Origin of the sequence: Arthrobacter sp. SAFR-023 (genome assembly GCF_051965295.1) — a bacterium.
GTDB lineage: Bacteria > Actinomycetota > Actinomycetes > Actinomycetales > Micrococcaceae > Arthrobacter.
Map to the genome: position 1 here is coordinate 167,818 of NZ_JBQCMF010000009.1, position 25,170 is coordinate 192,987.

Here is a 25,170-nt window from a genome sequence, read left to right on the forward strand (position 1 = left end):
TCCGGAATGGTACTGACAACCGTGGCGGCCGGCGTGCATCGCATCTCGGAAGCATTCGTCAACTTTTACGTCGTTGAGGGCGAGGACGGGCTCACAGTGGTGGACTCGGGTCTGCCTGCCATGTGGGACACGCTTCGGAGCTCGGTCCAGGCAATGGGGCATAACCTTGGCGATATCAGGGCGCTGGTGCTGACCCACGCCCATTTCGACCACCTCGGACTGGCCAGCCGCCTCAATGCCGAGTATCAGGTTCCGGTGTGGGTGCACACCGGGGACTCATACATCGCCCGTCATCCCTACCGGTACCGGCACGAGAAATCGCGTTTTATCTTTTCCCTCACGCACCCTACGGGCCTGCCGGTACTTTTCAGCATGGTCAGGGCTGGCGCTTTGCGTGTGCACGGTGTCAGCAACCTGACGCCCATGCCCGTCACCGGCGCTCTTCCCGTTCCGGGTGCCCCCGAAGTGGTGTTCTCCCCCGGCCACACCAGCGGGCACTGCGGCCTCTTTCTGCGGGACCGCAACCTTCTCTTCAGCGGTGACGCCCTGGTAACCCTGGATCCCTACACGGGCCGGAAGGGGCCGCGCATCGTGGCAGGAGCTGCCACCGCCAACAGCGCCCAGAACCTTGAAACCCTCAGCCAACTCGCCCAGACCGGGGCATCCCTGGTGCTGCCGGGACACGGCGAGCCCTGGGCCGGGGGAATCGAAGAAGCCGTTGCAATCGCAAGGTCAAACGGACCCGCCTGACGCCATCGCCGCGGCGGCGAGCCGGTGTTCGGGGCGAAGGTCCAGGAGCGCGTCGTCGGGGCTGATGTCGGCCGGGTTGTGGGTCACCAGCACCACGGTGCGCGACGCAAGTCCGGCACGCAGGTCCGCAATGAGCGCCCGGCCGGATTCGGCGTCGAGGTGTGCCGTTGGCTCGTCCAGGAGGATCACGTCGGCCTGTGTCATGAGCGTGCGCGCGACCGCCAAACGCTGCCGTTCCCCGCCGCTGAGGAATGCCCCGCCCGGGCCGATGCGGGTATCCAGTCCGTCTTCCAGCCGCGCCAGCAGGGGCGCAAGCCCAACCGCCGCGAGCGCTTCGCGCATCGCCTGTTCGGTCTCCGCAGCGGACCCGGCGCCGGGCTCCTGCCGCGGATTGCCGAGCAGCAGGTTCCCGCGGACCGTGGAGTCGAAGAGGTGCGCCTCCTGCGGGCACCACGCCGCGGTACCCGTCACCGCGATGCGGCCTGCCCGGGCAGGGAGAAAGCCCAGCATCACTGCCAGTAGCGTGGACTTGCCGGCACCGGACGGGCCAGTCACCGCCAGCCAGCGGCCGGGCTCAGCCACGGCGGACAGGCCACTGAAGACAGTCCCGCCCCCGGGCCACGCGGCCGACAATGCATCCAGTTCAACGCCCGGCTGCCCGAATTTCCGGGAGCCGGGCCGGGAAGGCTGCCCGGTGTTGTTGCCATAAGCGGCATCCTTGCCAGCGCCGGGGTCTCCCGGCTGCAGCACGCCCGACTCTCCGATGCGGCGCAGGACCGCACGCAGTGCCGGAAACTGCCGCACCGCCGTCGTCATGGCCCCAAAGGGTTCGGCGAGCGCCAACTGCAGAAGGACGACGACGCCAACAGTGGTCGCCGGAAGGGAACCCGACAGCACCTGGGGAGCCGCCAGCACCGCGCTGTACAGGGCGGCTGCGCCGCACGCGGCCACGGTCAGTGCCTGGCCGAGGCCTTCAGCCCACGCGGAACGCCGGGCTGCACCGGTAGCGTCCCGGTCCAGCGCACGGATGCCGTCCAGAACCGGCCGCTTCGCGCCGTTCGCGTGCAGTTCTGCCTTGGCATCGAGTGCCGCGGCCACCCGCCGCAGGACCCCGGCGCGCAGCCGCTGTTCGGCCTGTGCCGACATCCGGTCGGCGAGCAGTGCCGCGGCCGGGGCGGCCACCAGGCTCACCAGGGCGGCGGCGAGTACTGCCGGCAGCGCCGCGGGAAGCAGCCAGCCCACCGTGCCGGCAGCAGCTGCGGCCACCGCCACTGCGGTAACCGGCGGCAGCACCACCCGCGGGAGCAGGTCCCGAACGGTGTCGACGTCCTCGATGACGGCGCCCAGCACGTTGCCGCCCTGCAGCAGCCGGCGCAGGGACAGTGCGCGCTGGCTGAGGGATGCCCAGAGTCCGCCGCGGAGTTTCGTCAGTGAGGCAAACACGGCTTCATGCAGGAGGAGCCGCTCGCAGTAGCGCAGAACGGCGCGGCCGATCCCGAAGAAGCGGACACCCACGATGGCGGTCAGGAGGTACATGATGGGCGGCTGCTCACTGGCGCGCAGGATGAGCCATCCTGACAGTCCGGAAAGCGCGACGGCGAAAAGGGCTGCCAGGGCGCCGACGAACCCGGAGGCAGCGAACCGTCCGCGGACGGGCGCGAGCAGCCGGGCGAGCATCCCGGCCACGTGGCCGGAGCCGGGTTGTGCCCCGGCCGCAGGTACGCCGGGCGCCGCAGTTCCGGCCTCCACCCGGGCGCCGCCCCCGCCGTCGGCCGAATCACTGGGAACGGCGGCGCTGGAAACGCCGGCACCGGGAACGCCGGCGCCGGCCGAACCATGGGCGCTGGCCAGGATTTCAACGGCCGGGGCAGCAGGCGCCGCCGCTCCTCGGCCGGACAGCGGCACGATATGGTCTGCGAGTTCCCTCGTCTGGCGGTCGTGGGCCACCAGGATGACGGTGGCCCGGCCGCGCAGCGAACGGATTGCGTCGTGGACGCGGTTGGCTAATTCCCGGTCGAGGTGGGCCGTGGGCTCATCCAGAAGCAATACCGTGGCTCCCGCCTCGATGCGGGCCAGGCCGCGGGCCAGGGCCACGCGTCGCAGCTCGCCCGGGCTCAGTTCGGCCGGATGCTTGTCCGCCAGGTGGTCCGCACCGACGGCCGCCAGGCAGCGGAGCACTCCCCTGGCCTGTGCTTCCTCGGCGGCGGCCGCTGAACTGGTCGCCGCTGAACTGGTCGCTGCTGAACTGGTCGCTGCTGTGCCGGCCGTAACAGTCCCGGCCGTCAGGTACAGCAGGACTTCACCGCGGACGGTGTCCGCCACCAGCACCGGGTGCTGCGGCACCCAGGCCACATGCCCTGCCGCGAATCCTTCAACAGTTCCGGAGACTGCGATACCGCCTCCGGTTCCGACCGTACCCGCGAGAACGGCCAGCACCGTGCTCTTGCCCGCCCCGCTGGGGCCGTCCAGCGCGGTGACCACTCCGGCCGGCGCCGTAAAGCTGAGAGGGCCGACGGCGGGACCCTGCCTTCCCGGATAGCTGACCGTGAGGTCCCGGACTGCCAGGCTGCTAGGGCCCGCCGCACCTGCGGCCTCCAGGGCGCCGGGTTCTGCCGGGGCCAGGACGGGCACGAGCCGCCGGGGCTCCGGTGCTTCCAGCACCGCCGTAGTTTCGGCAAGGGCGGCCCGGCCGTCGTCGCTCGCGTGGTGTGCGGTTCCCAGCTCCCGCAGGGGAAGGTAGCAGTCGGGGGCGAGGATGAGGGCAAGCAGCCCGGCCTCGAGCGCCATGTCGCCGTGGACGAGCCGGACGCCGATGAACACCGCCACCACGGCAACGGAGATGGTGGCGATCAGTTCCAGGGCGAGCGCGGAGAGGAACGCCGTCCTGAGGGTCCCCATGGTCCGGTGCCGGTAGTCCTCGGAAATGTCTTCCAGGGCGCGGCGCTGGGCGGCGGCGCGGCCCAGTCCCACCAGCACTGGCAGCCCCTTGGCGAGTTCGAGCATGTGCCCGCTGAGCCGTGACAGGGCGGCCTGCGCATCCCGCACCCTATCCTCCGTGTAGCGGCCGATCAGCACCATGAACACGGGGACCAGGGGCACCGTCAGCACGATCACCACTGCGCTGACCCAGTCGGCGAACAGGATCCGGGCGCCGAGCAGCAGCGGTATGGCCGCGCAGTTCACCAGCGCCGGGAGGTACTGCGTGTAGTAGCTGTCCAGGGCGTCCAGGCCGCGCGTCGCCAGCACCGCCAGGCCGCCGTCGGCAGGGCCGGCGGACCGGACGCCGTTGCGCAGTGCCGTCTCCAGGAGTTCCGCGCGCAGTTCCTCCTTGACGCCCAGGGCGGCGCGCCGTGCGGCGACGCCCTGGGCCCAGACCGTCACAGACCGCAGTACCACGCCGGCCGCGCCCCAGCCCAGCTGGTCAGTCCACGCGGCGTCCTGCGTCATGAGGCCGGCCAGCACCGAGGCGACGGCCTGGCCCAGGAGCACCAAGGACAGGGCCTTCAGAGCAGCCAGCAGGCCCAGTCCGTACAGGGCACGGCGGGTGGAGGGTCCGGACGGGAACTGGGGTTTCACTGCGGGTCAGTCTTTCCTGATGAATGCTTTGGCGGCGACCGCGGGCAGGAAGCTGTGCGCCTCCGGGATGTGGGCGGCGCTGACGCGGCGGCGGAACACCCAGTACGTCCACGCCTGGTAGGCGATCACCAGCGGGAGCCCGACGCACGCCACGATGCTCATCAGACCGAGGGTGTAGTCCGAGGACGCGGCGTTGGCGATGGTGAGGTTGAACGCGGGGTCGATGGTGGACGGGAGGACCACCGGGAACACAGCCCCGAAGATGGAAGCGGAGCCGCCCAGCAGGAACACACCCGTCGCCAGGAAGGCCCGGCCTTCGTTTCCCTTCCGGGCCTGGGCCCAGGCCACAGCCGCGGCAATCACGGCCACCGCGAGGACAACCAGCGTCCAGGCTTCACCGCGGAGGACCTGCACGCCGATGGCCCAGCCCGCCATCGGAAGGAGCAGGACAGGAAGCAGCCGCACAAACCACTGCCGGGCGCGGTGCCGCACGTCGCCGTCGGTCTTCAGTGCCAGGAACGCCAGGGCGTGCAGCAGGGCGAAGCAGACCACCGCGAGGCCTCCCAGCACGGCGTACCAGCTAAACCAGGCGAACGGGCCGCCGTCGCGGTCGCCGTTGGCGTCCAGCGGCAGTCCGGTGGTGGTCAGGCCCAGCGCGGCGCCAACGCCGAAGGCGGCCAGGAAGGACCCGACGGCGATCGCCCAGTCCCAGGTGTTCCGCCAGCGGTCCGTGTCCACCTTCCCGCGGTACTCGAACGCCACCGCGCGGAAGATCAGCGCGACCAGGACCAGCAGCAGCGGCAAATACAGGGCGGAGAACAGGGAGGCATACCAGAATGGGAAGGCCGCGAAGGTGGCGCCGGCGGCGGTAAGAAGCCAGACTTCGTTTCCGTCCCAGACCGGGCCGATGGTGTTGAGGAGCACCCGGCGTTCGGTGTTGTTGCGGGCAAAGATCTTCATCAGCATCCCGACGCCCAGGTCGAACCCCTCCAGGAAAAGGTAGCCGGTCCACAGGACGGCGATGGCAATGAACCAGATGGTTGGCAGCAGTTCCATGCTTTGTATCCTCGGTCTAAATAGGCTCGGGTCTTAGTAGGCGAAGGCCAGGACGTCGTCGGAGGTTCCGGGCTTGTCCGGTCCGCCGTCGCCGGGTGTGGCGTCCTCGTTCTCGTCCACCGGCGCGTGGACCAGTTCGGGCATAGCCGAGGCCACGCCGCCCCGGACGTACTTCACGAGGAGCTTCACCTCCACCACGAGGAGCACCGCGTAGATCAGGGTGAGGACAATGAGGGACGTCAGGATTTCGCCGGCGGAAACCCCTGGCGAAACAGCCGCGGCCGTGAACATGAACACTTGGTCGATGCCGTTGAGGTCGGGGTTGGGGGCCACCACGAAGGGCTGGCGGCCCATTTCCGTGAAGATCCAGCCCGCCGCGTTGGCACCGAAGGGAGCCAGGATGCCGAACACGGCCAGCCGCATCAGCCAGCGCGACTCGGGAACGGTCCCCTTGCGGGTCAGCCAGAGTGCCACCAGGGCGGCGAGGGCAGCCAGGCCGCCGAACCCGATCATGGCCCGGAAGCCCCAGTAGGTGACCTCCATGACCGGCACGTACTCGATCTCCTGGCCGGCGCGGTCGCCGTAGATGGGGTTGTCAGGAAGGTGCGTGCCGTAGTCGGACTTGTACTGGTCCAGCAGGCTGTTGACGCCTTTGACCTCGGTGGTGAAGTCGCCCTTGGCGAGGTAGGAGAGGATGCCCGGCACCTCGATCAGCGCCACGATGTCATCGCAGTTGCGGGAGCCGACGTTGCCGACGCTCAGGACGGAGAATCCCGTACCGTCGTGGCAGGCGGCCTCGGCGGCGGCCATCTTCATGGGCTGCTGCTCGAACATCAGCTTGCCCTGCAGGTCTCCGGTGAGGGCAGTTCCGGCAAAGGAGATCATGGCGACCACGGCGCCGATCCGCAGGGACTTGATCCACACCGTGTAGTCGGTGCGGTCGCGGCCCGGGATCGCGGCCTCACCGGCAATGACCTTGCCGTCGGCCCCGACGGTGTCGATGCCGTCGCGGCGCCGGCGCCAGAGGTGGTACCAGGCGATGCCCAGCAGGAATCCGCCGGCCACGGCAAGGGCACCGAAGAGCGTGTGCGGCACGGCCACCAGCGCGGTGTTGTTGGTGAAGACGGCCCAGGCGTCGGTCATGACCGGGCGGCCGTCAATCATCGTGACGCCGACGGGGTGCTGCATCCAGCTGTTGGCCACGATGATGAAGTACGCGGAGAAGAACGAGCCCACCACGGCGATCCAGAGGCACGCGAGGTGGACGCCCTGCTTGAGCTGTTTCCAGCCGAAGATCCACAGGCCCAAGAAGGTCGACTCGACGAAGAAGGCGAGGAGTGCCTCAAGGGCCAGTGGGGCACCGAAGACGTCGCCCACGAACCGGCTGTACTCGCTCCAGGCCATGCCGAATTGGAACTCCTGGACGATGCCCGTGGCCACGCCCATGATGAAATTGATGAGGAAGAGCTTCCCCCAGAACTTGGTCATGCGCAGATAGGCCGGATTCCCGGTGCGGTGCCAGATCGTCTGCATCACTGCGACCACCAGGCCCAGGCCGATTGTCAGCGGCACCATCATGAAGTGGTAGACGGTGGTGATTCCGAATTGCCAGCGTGCGATTTCCAAGGCGTCCAAGGCGGTCCCTACTTACGGTTGGGTCTAGCTCTCCAGCGTTGTTTTCTACGCAACGTAGAACTTCAACTTCTACAGAGTGTAGAACAAGGCGCGAACACTGTAAACACGGTTGCATGCACATCGGAGGAACGCACTCGCCCTCGACGCGCCGATCTTTCTACCTCATGTAGAAAGAAACGGCCAAACGCGATAGATTTGAAGTTGCAGTATTGGAATCACGGCACGGGCCGGGCTGCCGGCCCCTGCCAGTGCGTTGTCAAAAGGATGTACAGATGGCAAGTCTTGGGGAACTCGAACGCGCAGTCATGGACCTGCTCTGGGCGGGCCATGAAGCAGCCACGGCCAACACGCTGCGGGATCTGCTTGCGCAGAGCACGGCAGCGCATGGCGGAGCAGCTGGGCACGAGGGCAAGGACCTGGCGGTAACCACCGTACTGACGGTCCTCTCGCGTCTCGAAAAGAAGGGCCTCGTGGAACGCGAACGCGGCACCCGGCCACACCGCTACCAGGCTGTGTCCAGCCGCGAAGACCACACCGCCGAACTCATGCACGAAGTGCTGGGATCCGCCCCGGACCGCGAGGCCGTGCTGGCCCGGTTCATCGGATCCGTGACGGAAAGTGAAGCCGAGACGCTGCGCAAACTGCTTGGCCACAGCTAACACCTGATGTTCTGGGCCTCATATTTCCTGGCGGTCCTGGCGATAGTACTGGCTTGGCCGGTACCTATCCTTCTTTCGCGCGCCCACTGGCCGGCGCGCGACCCTTTCACGGCCATGGTGCTGTGGCAGGCCATCGGCCTCGCCGGCGGGCTTTCCATGATCGGCGCCATGCTGGTGTACGGTCTCGAACCCGTCGGCGACAACCTCGTTGCGGGCCTGCGCGCACTGGCAGGCATGGTGCTGTTTGCAGCGCCCACCACCGCGCTGGGATTCTGGCATCTCTTCGCGCTTTCCGCGGCGGCGCTACTGACAGCGCACCTCGTCTTCACGCTGCTGCTGACCTATTACAAGATTGAGCGCCAGCGCAGGCGCCACCGCGAGCTGCTGGCCCTCCTGGCATCGCCGTCCGACGACGGGCCCGGCACGGTGGTCATCAACCACGATTCCCCGGTGGCCTACTGCCTGCCAGGTGGCGCCCGCTCCGTGACGGTGCTCTCTGACGGGCTTATGGCGGCCCTTGAACCGGCGGAGCTGCGTGCCGTCCTGATCCATGAAAACGCGCACCTGACCCAGCGCCACCACCTGCTGCTGTGGGCGTTCGCTGCCTGGCGCCAGGCGCTGCCATGGCTGCCCACCACACGCCTCGCCCAGGAAGCCGTGAACTCCCTGATCGAAATGCTCGCGGACGACGTTGCCCTCAAGACGGAGAGCAAGGCGACGCTGATCAAGGCGATAGCCATCGTGGCCAGCGGTTCGGCGGCACCCCAGGGGGCCGCCGTCGTCGAACCAGCTGGCTTTGCGGCGGCAAGCCTGCAACTGCCGGATGGTGCCGGCGGCGCCGGCCCGGCAAGTACGACGGCGACACGCGTCAGCCGCCTTCTCTCACCCCGGCCGCCGCTGGCCGGCGGCCTCCGCGCAGCCGTTCTTGCCGTGTGCGCGCTGCTGCTGGCGATGCCCACCGCCCTGCTGATCGTTCCCGGCCTGCTCGGCTGAGCTGCCGCTGGCTGAGCCGGCCTCTGGCTGAACCGGCGCTGGGCGCCGAGTCTCAGGCGTCGATGCGTTCGCGGTCCAGGCTGGACGCGCCAGCGATGATGAAGTCCTTGCGCGGCGCGACATCCGATCCCATCAGGAGGTCGAAGGTGGCTTCCGCCTGTTGGGCGTTCTCGATGTTCACCTTGCGGAGCATGCGGTGCCGGGGGTCCATGGTGGTCTCCGCCAACTGCTCGGCGTCCATCTCGCCAAGGCCCTTGTAGCGCTGGATGGGTTCCTTGTACTTCCTGCCCTCGGCAGCGAGCTTCGCCAGCAGGGTGTGCAGTTCAGCCTCGGAATACGTGTAGACCATCTCGTTGGCCTTTTGGCCGGCGTTGATGACCTCCACCCGGTGCAGCGGCGGGACGGCCGCGAAGACCCGCCCCTCCTCCACCATGGGCCGCATGTAGCGGAAGAACAGGGTGAGCAGCAGCGTGCGGATGTGTGCGCCGTCGACGTCGGCGTCGGTCATCAGGATGACCTTCCCGTAGCGCGCTGCCTCGATCGCGAAGCTGCGCCCGGAGCCGGCCCCGACCACCTGGATGAGGGCAGCGCACTCTGCGTTGGAGAGCATGTCGCCCACGGAAGCCTTCTGGACGTTGAGGATCTTGCCGCGGATCGGCAGCAGTGCCTGGAAGTCGGAGGAGCGCGCCAGTTTGGCGGTGCCGAGGGCCGAGTCGCCCTCCACGATGAACAGTTCGGAGCGGGCGACGTCGTCGGTGCGGCAGTCAGCCAGCTTGGTGGGCATCGACGACGTCTCGAGCGCGGTCTTCCGGCGCTGCGTTTCTTTGTGCACGCGGGCGGAGATGCGCGACTTCATCTCGCTGACGATCTTTTCCAACAGCAGCGCCGACTGGGCCTTGTCGTTGCGGTTGGAGGAGTTGAGCTTGGCCGCGATCTCCTTCTCCACCACCCGGGACACGATGGCCTTGACCGCAGAGGTGCCGAGGATTTCCTTTGTCTGGCCCTCGAACTGCGGCTCGGCGAGGCGTACGGTCAGGACCGCCGTGAGCCCGGCGAAGATGTCGTCTTTCTCGATCTTGTCGTTGCCGGCCTTCAGTTTCCGCGCGTTGGCTTCCACGGTCTTCCGAAAGGTCTTCACGAGGGCCTGCTCGAAGCCGGCCTGGTGGGTGCCGCCCTTCGGCGTGGAGATGATGTTGACGAAGCTGCGGACAGTGGTGTCGTAGCCGATCCCCCAGCGCAGTGCGACGTCCACTTCGCAGTCGCGTTCCACTTCCGCAATCTTGCTGTGGCCCTTCTCATCCAGCACGGGGACTGTTTCCTTGAACTTGCCTGCGCCGTGCAGGCGCCAGACGTCCGTGACCCCGGAGTCTGCGGCGAGGAATTCCACGAACTCGGAGATGCCGCCGTCGTGGTGGAACACTTCCTCGTGCGCTCCCAGTTCACCGGGCGTGCCGGGGAGCTTGCGCTCATCCCGGACGGTGATCTTCAGGCCGGGCACCAGGAAGGAGGTTTGACGGGCCCGGGCGGTGAGTTCCTCGTAGGAGAACCGGGCGTCCGCGGTGAAGATCTGTGTGTCCGCCCAGTAGCGGATACGCGTTCCGGTGACGCCGCGCTTCGCCTTGCCGACGACGTCGAGGACAGAGTCTTCGACGAACGGAGCGAAGGTGGCAGTGGGGTTGGGCCGGCCGTTGTCGTTGAAGCGGCCGGGCTCCCCCCGACGGAACGACATCCTGTAGGTCTTGCCGCCGCGGTCCACCTCCGCGTCGAGACGTGCGGAGAGCGCGTTGACGACGGAGGCCCCGACGCCGTGCAGGCCGCCGGAGGCGGTGTAGGAGCCGCCGCCGAACTTGCCGCCCGCGTGCAGTTTGGTGAAGACCACCTCGACGCCGGTGAGGCCGGTCTTTGGTTCGACGTCGACGGGAATGCCGCGGCCGTCGTCGTGGATCTCTACGGAGTTGTCCGCGTGCAGGATGATTCTGATGTCGTGGCCGAAGCCGGCCAGCGCCTCGTCGACGGAGTTGTCAATGATTTCCCAAAGGCAGTGCATGAGGCCGCGGGAGTCCGTGGATCCGATGTACATGCCGGGGCGTTTGCGCACGGCCTCCAGCCCCTCCAGCACCGAAAGGTGGCGGGCGGTGTAATCAGAACTCGGTGCCACAGGTAGTGAACTCCTTTGAGGAACAGGCCGGATCGGCGTTAAAAAGCTCCCTCTAGCCTAGTCCCGCTGCCGCCAAACGCCTGACTGCCACTCCCGACACGGGGCCGAACTGCGGGGGTTCGTTACGCACACGTGATACGCGGACAGCGAAAGTGACCCATCCTTGCCATGGAATGGCTGCGAATGCTGGTTATATAGATGTACAGATCTACTAAGGAGGCCGACATGACAACAGCAGTTGCCGACCGCACGCTAACCGCAGCTGACCGGTGTGACCGTTGCGGAGCGCAGGCATACGTCCGGGTTGTACTCGAGTCCTCCGGAGGTGAGCTGCTCTTCTGCGCCCACCATTCACGCGCCGTCGAAGCGACCCTTAGGCCGCTGAGCTCCGACTGGCACGATGAGACGGACCGGCTGCACGAAAAGGCACCGGTTCCGGTCGACTAGACAACAAAGCTCAAAGCCAGGGCCCCCGCGCGGGGGTCCTGGCTTTTTCTTTGCCTGGCGCTGCCCGATTATTCTTCCGCGGCCCGGAGCACTTGAATGTCAGTCCCCCTCATCAGACTGTATCTATGAATGGATTTGGGGAATCGGAGCAGGCTCTGGCGGCCGTTACCGGCGCCGGCACTCTGCTGGCTGCCGCGTTCCCTGGCGCCGCGGTTCTCCACGCCGACCCGTACAACGGGTTGCCATACGACGATGATCTCGACGCCGCGTTTCCGGCGTCCTTTCCGGAGGACCCGTTTCCGGAGGTTCTGTATGCCGACCGTCCTTTCGACGAGGGGCTCCTTGACGACAGCTTTTTGGACGACGGCGTTTTCAGGGACAGCGTTTCCTCGAGCGCCGCTGCACCCTCGGGCTGGGTTCTCCCGGCAGCTGACCTCACCGCCGACAACGCAGGGCTGATCGACCAAGTCGGAGCTTATGAGAACGTCAAGTGCTGGGCCGCCGGGCAACAGGCACGGCTTTCTGTGACCTTCGAGGCCCGGCTCCGCCAGGAATCCATTGACAGTGCGCCCCTCGCTCCGGAGGACCTGGGCAAGGACCGCGGCAAAGACCAGGGCCTGGGCGCGGCCGAGCAGATCGCGCTGGCCCGGAGCGAATCCCCAAACCGCGGGCACCGGCTCCTCGGCACAGCCAAAGCCCTAGTGCAGATGCCCCACACCCTGGCCGCGCTGGACACCGGGCAGCTGAACGAAGAGCGGGTCGTGCACGTCGTGAAAGAGACCGCCTGTCTGAGTCCGGCGGACCGGTCTGCCGTCGACGAAGAAATAGCCGCCGACACCGGCACTTTCGTTGGTGCCGGCACTCGGACCGTCATCGCCGCTGTCCGCGCGGCCGCCATCCGCAGGGACCCCCGCTCCGTGGCCCAACGGGCAAGCCATGCCGCCTCGGAGCGCAGGGTCAGCCTGCGCCCGGCCCCGGACTGCATGACGTATCTGACGGCGCTGCTGCCGGTCCACGAGGGCGTCGCGGTCCTCGCGGCGCTGACCCGGCACGCCGACTCGCTCCGGGCCGGCGGGGATCCGCGCTCCCGCGACCAGGCCATGGCCGACACCCTGGTTGAGTGGACCACCGGCACGCCCGGAGGCATCGCCGGCATCGAGCTTAACGTCGTCATGACCGGCCGCACCCTCTTGCAGGGCGACAGCGAACCCGCCCGGATTCCCGGCTACGGCACCGTTCCCGGAGACTGGGCCCGGAACCTGGTGACCACCGAACAGGCCAAGGGAGTTGAGGAGCTGAAGACCTGGGTCCGGCGGCTCTACACCGCACCCGGTACCGGTGACCTGGTGGCCATGGACTCGCGGCGGCGTCTGTTCCCGGCACCACTGCGCCGCTTCATCCAACTCCGCGACGACACCTGCCGCACCCCCTACTGCGACGCCCCAATCCGCCACAACGACCACATCATCCCCTGGCACGACGACGGCCCCACATCGTTGAGTAACGGCGCGGGACTATGCGAAGCCTGCAACCACACCAAAGAACTCCCCGGCTGGAAAGCCAACCCAGACCGGGCCCGACGCACACCACGAAATCACCACACCCACGGGTCACACCTACCGCTCCACCGCGCCTCCGCTGCCGGGTACCCGGTTACCTGGAAGCGGACTATCGGGAAGCTGTCCGGATGGAATCAGTCACCATGGGTCCAGCGATCCTTGAAGCAGTTAGCCGGAACGGTCGGGGTGCGCCGCCCCGGCCGGCTGGCCAGGAGACCGGTGGACGGTGACCGGTGGCCAACTGGCGGGCGACCGGAAATTTTTACGGTGACTGGGTACTTTACGGTGACTGGGTACTTTATCGAGAGCTGCCGATAAGCGACTCAGGCAAGAGCTAAGCCGCGGGCACGGTCTCATCGTAGACGAGGTCCGGGGGCCAGCGCCCACCCGCACCGGGGGCTGGTGTGCCGCAACACGACCGCCGACGTACGCCCATGTTCATCGCGTCTCTGGTCCCGCGTTCCAACAATGGGACACCCGGGTACGACAAAGGCCAGGCCTGCCGCCGATTTCCGGCGGAAGGCCTGGCCTTTGTTCGCGTGTACTAGCCCAGCGTTTCCTAGTCCAGGTAGTCCCGAAGGACCTGCGACCGGGACGGGTGGCGGAGCTTGGACATGGTCTTGGATTCGATCTGACGGATGCGCTCACGGGTAACGCCGTAGACCTTGCCGATTTCGTCTAAAGTCTTCGGCTGGCCATCGGTGAGGCCGAACCGCATGGCAACAACACCGGCTTCGCGCTCGGACAGGGTGTCCAGCACGGAGTGCAGCTGCTCCTGCAGCAGGGTGAAGCTCACGGCGTCGGCCGGTACCACGGCTTCGGAGTCCTCGATCAGGTCGCCGAACTCGGAGTCGCCGTCCTCGCCAAGCGGGGTGTGCAGCGAGATAGGCTCGCGGCCGTACTTCTGGACCTCGACGACCTTCTCGGGGGTCATGTCGAGCTCGAGCGCCAGCTCTTCGGGCGTGGGTTCGCGGCCCAGGTCCTGCAGCATCTGGCGCTGGACACGAGCCAGCTTGTTGATGACTTCCACCATGTGCACCGGGATACGGATGGTGCGGGCCTGGTCCGCCATGGCGCGGGTGATGGCCTGGCGGATCCACCAAGTGGCGTAGGTGGAGAACTTGAAGCCCTTGGTGTAGTCGAACTTCTCGACGGCACGGATAAGGCCGAGGTTGCCTTCCTGGATGAGGTCCAGGAACAGCATGCCGCGACCGGTGTAGCGCTTGGCCAGTGACACCACGAGGCGGAGGTTGGCCTCGAGAAGGTGGTTCTTGGCGCGCTTGCCGTCATGGATGATGAACTCAAGCTCCCGCTTGTACTTCGGGTCCATGGAGCCGTCGTCGGCGGCGATCTTCTCTTCGGCGAACAGGCCGGCCTCAATGCGGAGCGCGAGGTCAACTTCCTGTTCGGCGTTCAGGAGGGCTACCTTGCCGATCTGCTTCAGGTAGTCCTTGACGGGGTCGGCGGTGGCGCCTGCCGACATGACCTGCTGGACAGGTGCGTCGTCGTCATCGGCGTCAGAGTAAACGAATCCCGAACCCGTAGGCGCTGCGGCTTCCTTGCCGGCCTCGTCGGGTTCATCGACCAGATCAGCGGTGTCGGGCTGCGCGTCGTCGAGGTCCTCCTCGACTTCAGCGTCGTCATCGGTTGAGCGGCTTCCGGCAGCTTCGGCCGCAGCCTTGGCTCCGGGCTTGGGTCCGCGCTTCTTGGGCTCGGGCTTCCCAGCGGCACGGGTGGCGCCACGCTTGGCGCTGGATGCCGCCGGCTTCTCCTCGGCAGTTTCAACGGCCAGGGCGGCGGGTTCCTTCTTCGCGGAAGACGGGGTCACAGAAAACCTTTCTAGCGGCGGTCTGTGGAGTCACCTTCGGGCAACACCACTATGACCCTGTCAAGTCCGTGATTCACATCAGATGCATCCGACCGACAGGGCCACTAAGTAGAACTGCCGGGGCGGCCGCAATGTTCCCGAATGGGATCCACTGCAAGCATTGATTCACGGACCCAACCGGGTCTCGGCCTCCATTGTCTCACGGATTTCCGCGCCAGGGGCCGACCGGGCCGTAATACACCCCACCGGCAGGCTACGGGAGGCCCGGGTCTACGCAGCGTCCGATCCGAATCTCTGCCATGCGGCTTCACGGCGCCCCGCCCACCCGCAGATCGTTCCACGCCGGACCACCTCGGACAGCAGCTCGGCCAACCGGTACCCCGGGCTGGCTTCGAGGGCCCGGGTCAATGATGCGTGCGCGAAGGAGCCCCTCCCGCGGCACCATTCGATCCAGCCAGCCGCCGTTAGCGCCGCGGCCTGCGCCTCACCCCCGCCGCACGAGAGCTCCTCCATCAGGCCTTCCAGGCGGTTCAGCGTGTCCCAGTCCGGCACCGGTGGACTCAGGCCCAACAGGACTTCGCCATAGCCGGGCAGGGCATCGGCGTCGCAGCCGGAGACCGGCAGGAGGTTGGGGTTGATTGGCGCCTGCCCTTGTTCAGAACAGCTCGGGGACACATGCCGTTCAGGCAGCGGCGGGTAGGACACGGGCAATCGCTCCCCCGCGGAGAAAATCCCAAAGGCTTCCGCACCTGCGGCCGCTGCGGCGCGCCCTGCGGCGGCCATCACGAGGACCGCGTCGCGCCAGGCTGGAACACGGAGGGACGCGCGCAGGAAGCCGGCGAGTTCAGGTTCAAGGCCGTCAGGAAGGCCTGAGAGCGAAGGGGCCGCAAGCAGCGCCGATCCCCCGGGGACGCTTCCCCCGGGAACGGCCTCAGGCGAAACGGCTTCCAGTGCAGCTGCCCAGGCATCGAGGACCGCGTCGAACTGCGCCCGAAGAGTCCCCTTACCGGCCAAGGCCAGAGTCCATTCACGTTCAGCTGCCATGACAACCGCATTATCCGCTGCCGGACTGTCCGCGGCGCCGGGTGAAGGAGTACCGGGAGGAGCGCCGACGCTGCTGCCCAGATACACCATTTCGGCATTGAGCCTGCTGTCCCGGATCTCGGCGATGGGCCGCCCTGGCGGCGGGCAGCAGCTGCTGTCAGTGCAGTAAACGTTGCGCCAGTACTCGCCGCCGACGCGCCAGGCATCCCGCACCGGCATGCCGGCCAGGCCGAGCGCGCATTCCAGATCGGCGAGTAGGGGCCGAAAGGAGAATGCCGCCGCACCTTCCCTGCCGTCGTCGTAAAAACCGTCGTCGTAAAGGCCGTCGTCATAAAGGCCGTCGTCGTTGAGGCTGTCGCTATAACCGCCATCGGCAAAGAAGACCAGCAGCGTGCCGTCGGCTTCCTTGTCTGCCAGAAGGTACTCCGCCACGGTCCTGGCGAATGCCTCCCGGCCGCGGCGTCCGCCGCCCTCCGGGAGGTCTACCCGAAGTGTCGCTCCGAGGCGCTTGCCCTGCATGGTCATGGCTACGAGGCTCTGCGACGGCCAGTAGCCAAGACTGTGCGGGATGTAGCCGAGGATGTCTTCGGGTCCGCTGATAATGAGATGCTCGGGTGCTGTCATGAAAACAGCTTCCGACGGCGGTTACCGTCGGTGCGACAGAAAGATTTCCTATGTGGACAACGGAATCAGCAGGGATGAAACCCCTAGTCGCGGGAAGGAGTCTTACGGCGGGCAATCCGCGCCCTGCGCTGCTGGGCCATTGCCTGCAACAGCGGAGGCACCACCACGCCCTGCGCCGCCATCTGCCGGCGGACCTTGCGCCGGACCACCAGCATGGCGACGGAGCCAACGCCGAGGATCAGGAAGTGGACGCAGAGCGCGATGCGGAACGGCTCCAGGCCGTAGAGCTCCCCGCGGGAAAAGCCCGTCGAGTTGAGGATGTCCAGCACGGCGCCGATCAGGTAGATGGCCATGAGCGCTGCAAAGAAGCCGCCGACGTTGACAATGCCCGTGGCGGTCCCGATCCGGTGGGCCGGGTTAAAGGTGCGGGCGAAGTCGAAGCCGATCATGGAACCCGGGCCGCCGATGGCCAGCACCACGACGAGGACCGCCAGCAGCCACAGCGGTGAGCGGCCGGGATACAGCAGCACGGCTGCCCAGGCCGCCGCGGTGGCAGCGACGAGGAGGAGCACCATGGTGGAGCGCCGGAGGGGGTGCCGCGCAACAAAGCGTCCGATCAGCGGCCCGGCCCCGATGGCGCCGGCCACGTAGAGGGACATGAGCGAGGCGACGGTGCCGGCGTCGAGCCCCTGCGCCGAAATCAGGAACGGGTAGCCCCAGGTCATCGCGAACACGGTACCGCTGAACTGGATCGTGAAGTGGCTCCACATTCCCAGCCGCGTCCCCGGCTGCTTCCACGCACGGGACAGGGAAACGCCAGTGGCGCGCAGCCCCTTGGCTGCGTCCTGCCTGGGCGTGCCGGGCGGGACATCCTGCAGCATCAGGACCACCAGCACGACGGCGACACCGGAGAATCCGGCCAGCGCAAGGAACGCCGGGGTCCAGCCGGCGGCGTGCAGGATGAAGGCGAACGGCACCACGCTCAGCAGCTGGCCGAGCTGTCCGGACATGCCGGTCAGCTGGGTCAGCAGCGGAACCCGGGCTGGCGCGAACCACAGCGGAATCAGCCGGATGACGGAGATGAAGGTCATGGCGTCGCCCGCACCCACGAGCACCCGGCCCAGCACACCTGCCGGGACGCTGTCCGCAAACGCCAGCTGCAGCTGGCCGAGACCCATCAGCAGGGCGCCCCCGGCGATCATGGCGCGGGAGCCGAACCTGTCCACCAGCACGCCCACCGGAATCTGAAGTCCGGCGTACACCAGCAGCTGCAGCACCGTGAAAAAGGAGATGGCCGAGGCACTGGCATGGAACCTCTCCGTGGCCTCCAGCCCAACCACACCGAACGACGTACGCTGCGTCACAGCCACGAGGTACGAGAAGATGCCAATGGACCAGATGAGCCAGGCGCGGGGTGCAGTCACCCTTTTATTATCCTCAGCGGGATCAAAAATACTATTTAATTCGCCCGGTTTCAGCCCTGCAGTGATGAGTCTTATGCCTACCCGTGACGGGGCTTACGTCCCGGGATTCTCCCGGGCGAGGTAGGCCTCCACGGCCGCGCCCAAGGCATCGCCGTCGGGCAGTTCATCGTTCTCGTTGGCGAGCAGGGACCGGCGCACCGTGCCCTCGGCCTTTTCGTCGTAGCGGGCCTCGAGCCGGGCCACCACCTGCTGGACTTCCTCCGAGGCCTCGATCTGCTCGGCAATCTGCCGGCCCACTTCACGGCCGGACTCGCGCAGCCTGTCCGTCGGCAGCATCAGCGAGGTGGCGGCCCCCAGGTATTCCAGCCCGGCCACAGCAGCGGTGGGGTACTCCGCCTCGGCCAGATAGTGCGGCACGTGGATGACGTACCCCGCAACATTGCGGCCGGCGTCGGTCAGGCGGAGTTCCAGGACATGCCCGACGGCGGCCGGCACTTCAACGGTCGGCTTCCAGGAGGAGATGCCTTCAATGAGTTCAGGCCGGTTGCCATGCACTGTCACCCCCACCGGACGGGTGTGGGGCACGGGCATGGGAATCGAGTGGATCCAGGTCACCAGGTTGACGTCCAGTGCCTCGACGATCTGCACCACGGCGCGGGCAAAGCGTTCCCACTGCAGATCCGGCTCGAAACCGGCGAGGAACAGGAAGGGCTTGCCCAGCCCGTCAACCAGCCTGTACAGGGCCAGGGTGGGCGGCTGGTAGTCCTGCAGATGGTCCTCGACAAAGCTCACATGCGGGCGCCGGGACCGGTAATCCATCAGCTGGTCCGCGTCGAATACGGCCACACGTTCGGAGTCGAGCGTGTCCAGCAATTCGTCCGTGATCTGCCGGACCACGTGGCCGGCATCGGCGAAACCGGTGAAGCCCATCACCAGGTTCAGCCCGCGGAGCTCAGGGTTATGGAACAGCCCAATGTTCTTGGCATAGAGCGCGTCGGGGTCCAGCAGCGAGCCGGAAATCCTTTCAAACACGGTGAGTTCCTTTCGTGGTCAGGGAGTTAATCTGCATAACGCCCGGCAGAGCGGCGTCATTCCTCGGCGCGCTGTGGCGCGGCTCTCAACCGGCCCGGCTCCCGGCGCTTTCCCGCAGTTGCGGCACGAGAGACTACGATCGGAATTGGCTCTTTTTGCCTGCGCTCCCTGCCCGAACAATCACAGAGAATTGAGGACCGATCCTCGTGGTCAAGAATACTGAAGTCAACCTTAGTGCCATTGCAAGGGACGTGAAGAAGGCGGCAAGCGACGCAGTGGTCATCGGCGTCGGACAGAGCACGGACGGCCCGTTCCTGCTGGAGAACCCGTTGACTGCGAAGTCCGTCGAGGCATTGGCCGACTCCCTGAAGGTCCTCGGCATCACCGGCGCTCCTGACCAGGCGGTTCGCCTTCCCGGCCTTCCGGAGACGGGCTCCGGCATCCTGGTCCTGGCAGGCGTCGGCAAGGTCGACGCCGGAGGAAAGGTCTCGGGCGAGGCGCTGCGCCGCGCCGCCGGCTCTGCAGTCCGCCAGCTTGCCGGCTTGTCCTCCGTCACGCTGGCCTTCCCGACGGCGACCATCGCCGATGTTGCCGCCATCGCCGAGGGTGCCGCGCTGGGCGCGTACTCCTTCACCGAGTTCCGTTCGTCCAGGGACGGCCTCAAGGACCCCGTGGCCAACGTCGCCATCTTCACTGAACTGGCCGGCGATAAGGACCTGAACGCCGCACTTGACCGTGCCCGCCTGCTGGGCAAGGCCGTCAACGCCACCCGCTCGCTCGTGAACCAGCCGCCGAGCCACCTCTACCCCGAGTCGTTCGCCGACGCCGCCAAGGACCTTTCCAAGGGACTGCCCGTCAAGGTCACGGTCTGGGACGAAAAGCGCCTGGAGAAGGAAGGCTTCGGCGGCATCATGGGCGTCGGCAAGGGCTCCGCCCGGCAGCCCCGGCTCGTCAAGGTGGAGTACTCCCCCGCCAAGGCCACCCGGAAAATCGCACTGGTCGGCAAGGGCATCACCTTCGACACCGGCGGCATTTCCATCAAGCCGGCCCTCGGCATGGGTGACATGAAGAGCGACATGGCGGGAGCCGCCGTCGTTCTTAATACGGTGCTGGCCATCGCGGGCCTGGGGCTGCCCGTCAAGGCAACCGCCTGGCTGTGCATTGCCGAGAACATGCCCTCCGGCGCTGCCTCCCGTCCCGCCGACGTGCTGACCATGTTCGGCGGCAAGACGGTGGAAGTGCTGAACACCGACGCCGAAGGCCGGCTGGTGATGGCCGACGGCATCGTCGCGGCAAGCCAGGAATACCCGGACGCCATCATCGATGTTGCCACCCTGACCGGCGCCCAGCTGATCGCGCTCGGGAACCGCACCGCCGGCATCATGGGCGCGGAGAGCGTGACCGGCCCGCTGAAAGCCGCCGCGGACAGGGCCGGCGAACTCGTGTGGCCCATGCCCCTGCCGGAGGAGCTGCGGCCGAGCCTCGACTCCCAGGTGGCGGACATCGCCAACATCGGTGAGCGCCACGGCGGCATGATGACGGCAGCCGTTTTCCTGCGCGAGTTCGTGGGCAAGGACAAGGGCGGCCAAACCATCCCCTGGGCGCACATCGACATCGCCGGACCGTCGTTCAACAACGGGGCGCCCTACGGCTACACGCCGAAGCAGGGCACCGGCTGCACCGTGCGCACGCTCGTGGCCTACGTCGAGGATCTCCTGGCCTAGGTCTATAACCCACACAGGCCTGAGCGCCGCGGCTGTGTGGCAGCGTGATCCGCTCGCCACACAGCCGCGTGACACTGGACACAAGCGCTCCACAAAACCACCGGCAAGGTGGAGCATGGATAAGTGGTTCGCTAAGGTGAACCACGGTAGTCACAAATGAAAGGGAAATGGCCTGCTGGCATAATCACGGCAGAGCAATTTCCAAGACCAGATGATGCGTACTCTCGTGTCATCGTTCACGCGAGGGAGCGTCTAAGTGGCCGATCAGGCAACTGCGCAAGAATTCGACATCCTGGTACTCGGTGGTGGCAGCGGCGGGTACGCCACGGCTCTCCGGGCCGTTCAGCTTGGCTTCACCGTTGGCCTCGTGGAGAAGGGCAAGCTCGGCGGTACCTGCCTCCACAACGGCTGCATCCCCACCAAGGCGCTGCTGCACTCGGCCGAACTGGCAGACCACGCCCGCGACTCCGCCAAGTACGGCGTGAACGTCACCCTGGACAGCATCGACATCACCGCTGTCAACGCCTACAAAGACGGCATCATCGCCGGCAAGTTCAAGGGCCTGCAGGGCCTGATCAAGTCCAAGGGCATCACCGTCATCGAAGGTGAAGGCAAGCTGCAGGGCACCGACACCGTCGTCGTGAACGGCACGGCCTACAAGGGCAAGAACATCGTTCTCGCCACGGGCTCCTACTCGCGCTCCCTGCCGGGCCTGGAAATCGGCGGCAAGGTCATCACCTCCGACGAAGCCCTCACCATGGACTACATCCCCAAGAGCGCAATCATCCTGGGCGGCGGCGTGATCGGCGTCGAGTTCGCCTCGGTCTGGAAGTCCTTCGGCGTCGACGTCACCATCGTTGAAGGCCTGCCCTCCCTCGTCCCGAACGAGGACGCCACCATTGTCAAGAACTTTGAGCGTGCCTTCAAGAAGCGCGGCATCAAGTTCTCCACCGGCGTCTTCTTCCAGGGCGTCGAACAGAACAACGACGGCGTCAAGGTCACTCTTGTGGACGGCAAGACCTTCGAAGCCGACCTCCTGCTCGTGGCCGTCGGCCGCGGACCTGTCACGGCCAACCTCGGCTACGAAGAGGCCGGCCTGAACATCGACCGCGGCTTCGTCATCACCAACGAGCGCCTGCACACCGGCGTCGGCAACATCTACGCCGTCGGCGACATTGTCCCCGGCGTCCAGCTCGCCCACCGCGGCTACCAGCAGGGCATCTTCGTCGCCGAAGAGATTGCCGGCCTCAAGCCCGTCATCGTCGAAGACGTCAACATCCCCAAGGTCACCTACTCCGAGCCGGAAATTGCGACGGTCGGCTACACCGAGAAGGCCGCCAAGGCCAAGTTCGGTGACGACCAGGTGGAAACCCAGGAGTACAACCTGGCCGGAAACGGCAAGAGCTCCATCCTGGGCACCAGCGGCATCGTCAAGCTGGTCCGCCAGAAGGATGGCCCCGTCGTCGGCGTCCACATGATCGGTGCCCGCATGGGCGAGCAGATCGGCGAGGCCCAGCTGATCGTGAACTGGGAAGCGTACCCCGAGGACGTGGCCCAGCTGGTCCACGCCCACCCGACCCAGAACGAAGCCCTGGGCGAGGCGCACCTGGCGCTGGCCGGCAAGCCCCTCCACGGCTAATTCGTTCCGCAAGACACTAAGGGCCTGGTGCACCGGCTCGAACAGCAGGGTGCACCGGGCCCGAACAATGCAGCAATTCATCCGCACTTTAGATCAATAAAGGAGAACGGGGACGACATGTCTGAATCCGTTAACTTGCCCGCCCTCGGTGAGAGCGTCACCGAAGGAACTGTCACCCGCTGGCTCAAGCAGGTAGGTGACCGGGTAGAGGTGGACGAACCGCTGCTCGAGGTTTCCACCGACAAAGTAGACACTGAAATCCCCTCTCCGATCGCCGGCGTCATCGAGGAAATCCTCGTCGCCGAAGATGAGACCGCTGAAGTTGGCGCCCCGCTGGTGCGCATCGGTGACGGCTCGGGCGGGGGCGCTGCCGAAGAGGCGCCCGCAGCAGCCCCCGCCGAAGAGGCACCTGCAGCAGCACCCGCAGCACCCGCCGAAGAGGCACCCGCTGCAGCACCCGCCCAGGAAGCACCTGCCGCGGAAGCAGCACCCGCCTCCTCCGGCGAAGGCCACGAGGTCACCCTGCCGGCACTCGGCGAGAGCGTCACCGAAGGCACCGTCACCCGCTGGCTGAAGGCCATTGGCGACACCGTTGCAGTTGATGAGCCGCTGCTCGAGGTCTCCACCGACAAGGTGGACACCGAGATCCCGTCCCCCGTAGCCGGCACGCTGCAGGAAATCCGCGTCAACGAGGACGAGACCGCCGAGGTTGGCTCCGTCCTCGCCGTCATCGGATCCGGCGCCGCTGCTCCTGCTGCGGCTCCCGAAAAGCCCGCCGAGGCTCCCGCCGCCCCCGCAGCGGAACAGCCTGCCCCGGCAGCTGAGAAGCCCGCCGAAGCCCCTGCTCCCGCCCAGGCTGCAGCGCCCGCACCGGCTCCCCAGGCAGCACCGGCTCCCCAGGCAGCACCGGCTCCCCAGGCAGCACCGGCTCCCCAGGCAGCACCGGCACCGCAGGCCGCTCCGGCCGCAGGCGGCGAGTCCGGCTACGTCACACCCCTGGTCCGCAAGCTCGCCAACCAGCACGGCGTGGACATCGCTTCCGTCTCCGGCACGGGCGTTGGCGGCCGCATCCGCAAGCAGGACGTCCTGGCCGCTGCTGAATCCAAGGCTGCTCCGGCAGCCGCAGCACAGGCAGCCCCTGCCGCCTCCGCAGCTCCGTCGGCCGCAGCGTCCTCGCTGCGCGGCACCGTGAAGAAGGCGCCGCGGATCCGCCAGGTCATCGCCCGCCGCATGCGTGAGTCGCTGGATGTTTCCACCCAGCTGACCCAGGTGCACGAAGTGGACATGACCAAGGTGGCCAAGCTCCGCCTCAAGGCCAAGAACTCGTTCCAGGCCCAGAACGGCGTCAAGCTCACCTTCCTGCCCTTCATCGCCAAGGCCGTGGCCGAGGCCCTCAAGCAGCACGCCACGCTCAACGCTGCGTACGACGAGGACAAGCAGGAAATCACCTACCACAACGCCGAGCACCTGGCGATCGCCGTCGACACGGACAAGGGCCTGCTGGTTCCGGTCATCTCGGATGCCGGGAGCCTGAACCTCGCCGGCCTGGCCGGCAAGATCGCCGATGTGGCGGACCGCACCCGCAACGGCAAGATCGGCCCGGACGAACTGTCCGGCGGTACGTTCAGCATCACCAACATCGGCTCCGTCGGTGCGCTGTTCGACACCCCGATCATCAACCAGCCGCAGGTCGGCATCCTGGGCACCGGTGCGATCGTCAAGCGCCCCGTAGTGGTCCAGGACGAGAACGGTGACGACTCGATCGCCATCCGCTCCATGATGTACCTGTCCCTCACCTACGACCACCGCCTGGTGGACGGTGCGGACGCCGGTCGCTTCCTGCAGACGCTGAAGGCCCGCCTCGAAGAGGGCGCGTTCGAAGCGGACCTGGGACTCTAGGCTCCAGCCTTTCGACGGCGGCGGCCGTCCGGCTCCCGGTGGGAAACCACCGGAATGCCGGGCGGCCGCCGCTGCTTTTGCATGCGGCTGTGTCCTACTACGGCGTGTAGAAGGATCTGGCTAGACTGGTGCCATGAACATCGTCTATAACGTCATGGTCTTCCTGCACATCGTCGGCGCCGCCATGATCGTCGGCATCTGGATCGGCAACATGAAGAAGCCGACCGTCCATCCCCGGCAGTTCGACGGCGCGGCACTCCAGCTCCTCACCGGCATCGTCATGATGGGCCTGATCCCCGTGCTCGACATGGATGCCAACTACGCCAAGCTGGGCATCAAGTTCGCCGTCGCCCTGGTCGTCGGCGTGCTGGCCTTCATCGGCCGCCGCAAGTACAAGAAGGGCGAGCCGATCTCCACCGGTCTGGCCCACAGCGTCGGCGGGCTGGCTCTGCTGAACGTGGCTATCGCGACGCTCTGGCGGTAACCCCTCCCTGCCATGCCAACGACGACGGCGACGCCCCCTCCCGTGGGGGCGTCGCCGTCGTCGTTTGGGCGCTTACGGTCATAATCCTCTGACAGCGGACAACCCGTGCACGGGGGGCACCTAATCCATAGGATTGGTAGCGGCGGGGCTCTGGCAGGCGCCGGACCCCCGGATCGAATCAACGTTGAGGAGTGACATGGCTACAACACGCAACGCGCACACTGTATGGACCGGCAGCCTGACGGAGGGTTCAGGCAACACCACGCTGGACAGCTCGGGCCTCGGCACGTTCGACGTCACCTGGAAGGCCCGCACCGAAGCGGCAGGCGGCAAGACCAGCCCCGAGGAACTCATTGCCGCGGCACACTCCGCGTGTTTCTCCATGGCGTTCAGCCACGAGCTGAGCCAGGCCGGCTTCACCCCGGACGAAGTAAACACCAAGGCAGAGGTCGGCTTCCAGCCCGGCACCGGCATCACCGGCAGCCACCTGACGCTGAACGCCCGCATCCCCGGCATCTCCGAGGAGGACTTCCAGCGCATCGCAGAATCCGCCAAGAAGGGCTGCCCGGTATCGCAGGCCCTGACCGGCATCGAGATCACCCTGGACGCCACGCTGGCCTCCTGATCTTAAAGCCCTGG

General features: G+C 66.8%; 17 protein-coding genes and 1 pseudogene. 10 read left to right on the forward strand and 8 right to left on the reverse strand.

The features are described from left to right. The first annotated feature begins 6 nt into the window (after positions 1-6). Complete coding sequence (locus tag ACTHQX_RS11765; protein WP_440157599.1) at positions 7-750, forward strand: MBL fold metallo-hydrolase; 744 nt, start codon at positions 7-9, stop codon at positions 748-750. On the opposite strand, the gene cydD is transcribed toward ACTHQX_RS11765, so the two are convergent. From cydD to ACTHQX_RS11780, 3 genes are read right to left on the reverse strand one after another with little or no spacing between them, the layout of a single operon-like run. Next, positions 733-4,326 (reverse strand): thiol reductant ABC exporter subunit CydD, encoded by a 3,594-nt coding sequence (gene cydD, locus ACTHQX_RS11770; RefSeq protein ID WP_440157597.1) that lies wholly within the window; start codon positions 4,324-4,326, stop codon positions 733-735. The genes ACTHQX_RS11765 and cydD overlap by 18 nt on opposite strands. A 6-nt stretch (positions 4,327-4,332) precedes the next feature. Beyond that, positions 4,333-5,382, reverse strand: coding sequence for a cytochrome d ubiquinol oxidase subunit II (cydB, locus tag ACTHQX_RS11775; RefSeq protein ID WP_440157595.1), 1,050 nt, complete (start codon positions 5,380-5,382; stop codon positions 4,333-4,335). Positions 5,383-5,415: 33 nt separating this feature from the next. Then, positions 5,416-7,017 carry a cytochrome ubiquinol oxidase subunit I gene (locus ACTHQX_RS11780; protein WP_440157593.1) on the reverse strand — a complete coding sequence of 534 codons (1,602 nt, stop codon included), beginning with the start codon at positions 7,015-7,017 and terminating at the stop codon, positions 5,416-5,418. A 272-nt stretch (positions 7,018-7,289) separates the two neighbouring features. Here ACTHQX_RS11780 and ACTHQX_RS11785 point away from each other — a divergent pair, with 272 nt between their 5' ends. Continuing rightward, positions 7,290-7,676, forward strand: coding sequence for a BlaI/MecI/CopY family transcriptional regulator (locus ACTHQX_RS11785; RefSeq protein ID WP_190603345.1), 387 nt, complete (start codon positions 7,290-7,292; stop codon positions 7,674-7,676). 6 nt (positions 7,677-7,682) lie between these two features. Next, complete coding sequence (locus ACTHQX_RS11790) at positions 7,683-8,669, forward strand: M56 family metallopeptidase (RefSeq protein WP_440157591.1); 987 nt, start codon at positions 7,683-7,685, stop codon at positions 8,667-8,669. A gap of 52 nt (positions 8,670-8,721) precedes the next feature. Here ACTHQX_RS11790 and ACTHQX_RS11795 read toward each other — a convergent pair whose 3' ends face one another. Then, positions 8,722-10,827: a DNA gyrase/topoisomerase IV subunit B gene (locus ACTHQX_RS11795; protein ID WP_440157589.1), complete on the reverse strand. Its 2,106-nt coding sequence runs from the start codon at positions 10,825-10,827 to the stop codon at positions 8,722-8,724. 225 nt (positions 10,828-11,052) lie between these two features. Here ACTHQX_RS11795 and ACTHQX_RS11800 point away from each other — a divergent pair, with 225 nt between their 5' ends. Together ACTHQX_RS11800 and ACTHQX_RS11805 are read left to right on the forward strand one after the other, a co-directional pair. After that, positions 11,053-11,274 (forward strand): DUF7455 domain-containing protein, encoded by a 222-nt coding sequence (locus tag ACTHQX_RS11800; protein ID WP_111903465.1) that lies wholly within the window; start codon positions 11,053-11,055, stop codon positions 11,272-11,274. Positions 11,275-11,399: 125 nt separating this feature from the next. Beyond that, positions 11,400-12,996, forward strand: a pseudogene (locus ACTHQX_RS11805) (HNH endonuclease). A 396-nt stretch (positions 12,997-13,392) separates the two neighbouring features. Here ACTHQX_RS11805 and ACTHQX_RS11810 read toward each other — a convergent pair. The 4 genes from ACTHQX_RS11810 to ACTHQX_RS11825 form a co-directional block, all read right to left on the reverse strand. Then, positions 13,393-14,661 (reverse strand): RNA polymerase sigma factor, encoded by a 1,269-nt coding sequence (locus tag ACTHQX_RS11810; protein WP_236808018.1) that lies wholly within the window; start codon positions 14,659-14,661, stop codon positions 13,393-13,395. A 270-nt stretch (positions 14,662-14,931) separates the two neighbouring features. Beyond that, the gene (locus ACTHQX_RS11815; protein ID WP_440157587.1) at positions 14,932-16,329 is read right to left on the reverse strand and encodes a DUF4192 family protein; all 1,398 of its coding nucleotides are present in this window, start codon (positions 16,327-16,329) and stop codon (positions 14,932-14,934) included. Positions 16,330-16,412: 83 nt separating this feature from the next. Next, complete coding sequence (locus ACTHQX_RS11820) at positions 16,413-17,753, reverse strand: MFS transporter (protein WP_440157585.1); 1,341 nt, start codon at positions 17,751-17,753, stop codon at positions 16,413-16,415. 93 nt (positions 17,754-17,846) lie between these two features. Then, a complete protein-coding gene (locus tag ACTHQX_RS11825) occupies positions 17,847-18,785 on the reverse strand; it encodes a proteasome assembly chaperone family protein (protein ID WP_440157583.1) in 939 nt (312 codons plus the stop codon). 206 nt (positions 18,786-18,991) lie between these two features. On the opposite strand from ACTHQX_RS11825, the gene ACTHQX_RS11830 reads away from it, so the two are divergent. From ACTHQX_RS11830 to ACTHQX_RS11850, 5 genes are all read left to right on the forward strand, one after another. After that, entirely contained in the window at positions 18,992-20,509 is a 1,518-nt protein-coding gene (locus ACTHQX_RS11830) for a leucyl aminopeptidase (RefSeq protein ID WP_440157581.1), read from the forward strand. 256 nt (positions 20,510-20,765) lie between these two features. Further along, the gene (gene lpdA, locus ACTHQX_RS11835; RefSeq protein ID WP_236808012.1) at positions 20,766-22,148 is read left to right on the forward strand and encodes a dihydrolipoyl dehydrogenase; all 1,383 of its coding nucleotides are present in this window, start codon (positions 20,766-20,768) and stop codon (positions 22,146-22,148) included. Positions 22,149-22,265: 117 nt separating this feature from the next. Further along, the gene (gene sucB, locus ACTHQX_RS11840; RefSeq protein ID WP_440157579.1) at positions 22,266-24,047 is read left to right on the forward strand and encodes a 2-oxoglutarate dehydrogenase, E2 component, dihydrolipoamide succinyltransferase; all 1,782 of its coding nucleotides are present in this window, start codon (positions 22,266-22,268) and stop codon (positions 24,045-24,047) included. 133 nt (positions 24,048-24,180) lie between these two features. Beyond that, on the forward strand, positions 24,181-24,531 hold the full coding sequence (locus ACTHQX_RS11845; protein WP_440157577.1) for a hypothetical protein: 351 nt from the start codon (positions 24,181-24,183) through the stop codon (positions 24,529-24,531). A gap of 196 nt (positions 24,532-24,727) precedes the next feature. Continuing rightward, complete coding sequence (locus ACTHQX_RS11850; protein WP_111903455.1) at positions 24,728-25,156, forward strand: OsmC family protein; 429 nt, start codon at positions 24,728-24,730, stop codon at positions 25,154-25,156. The last annotated feature ends 14 nt before the right edge of the window (positions 25,157-25,170 follow it).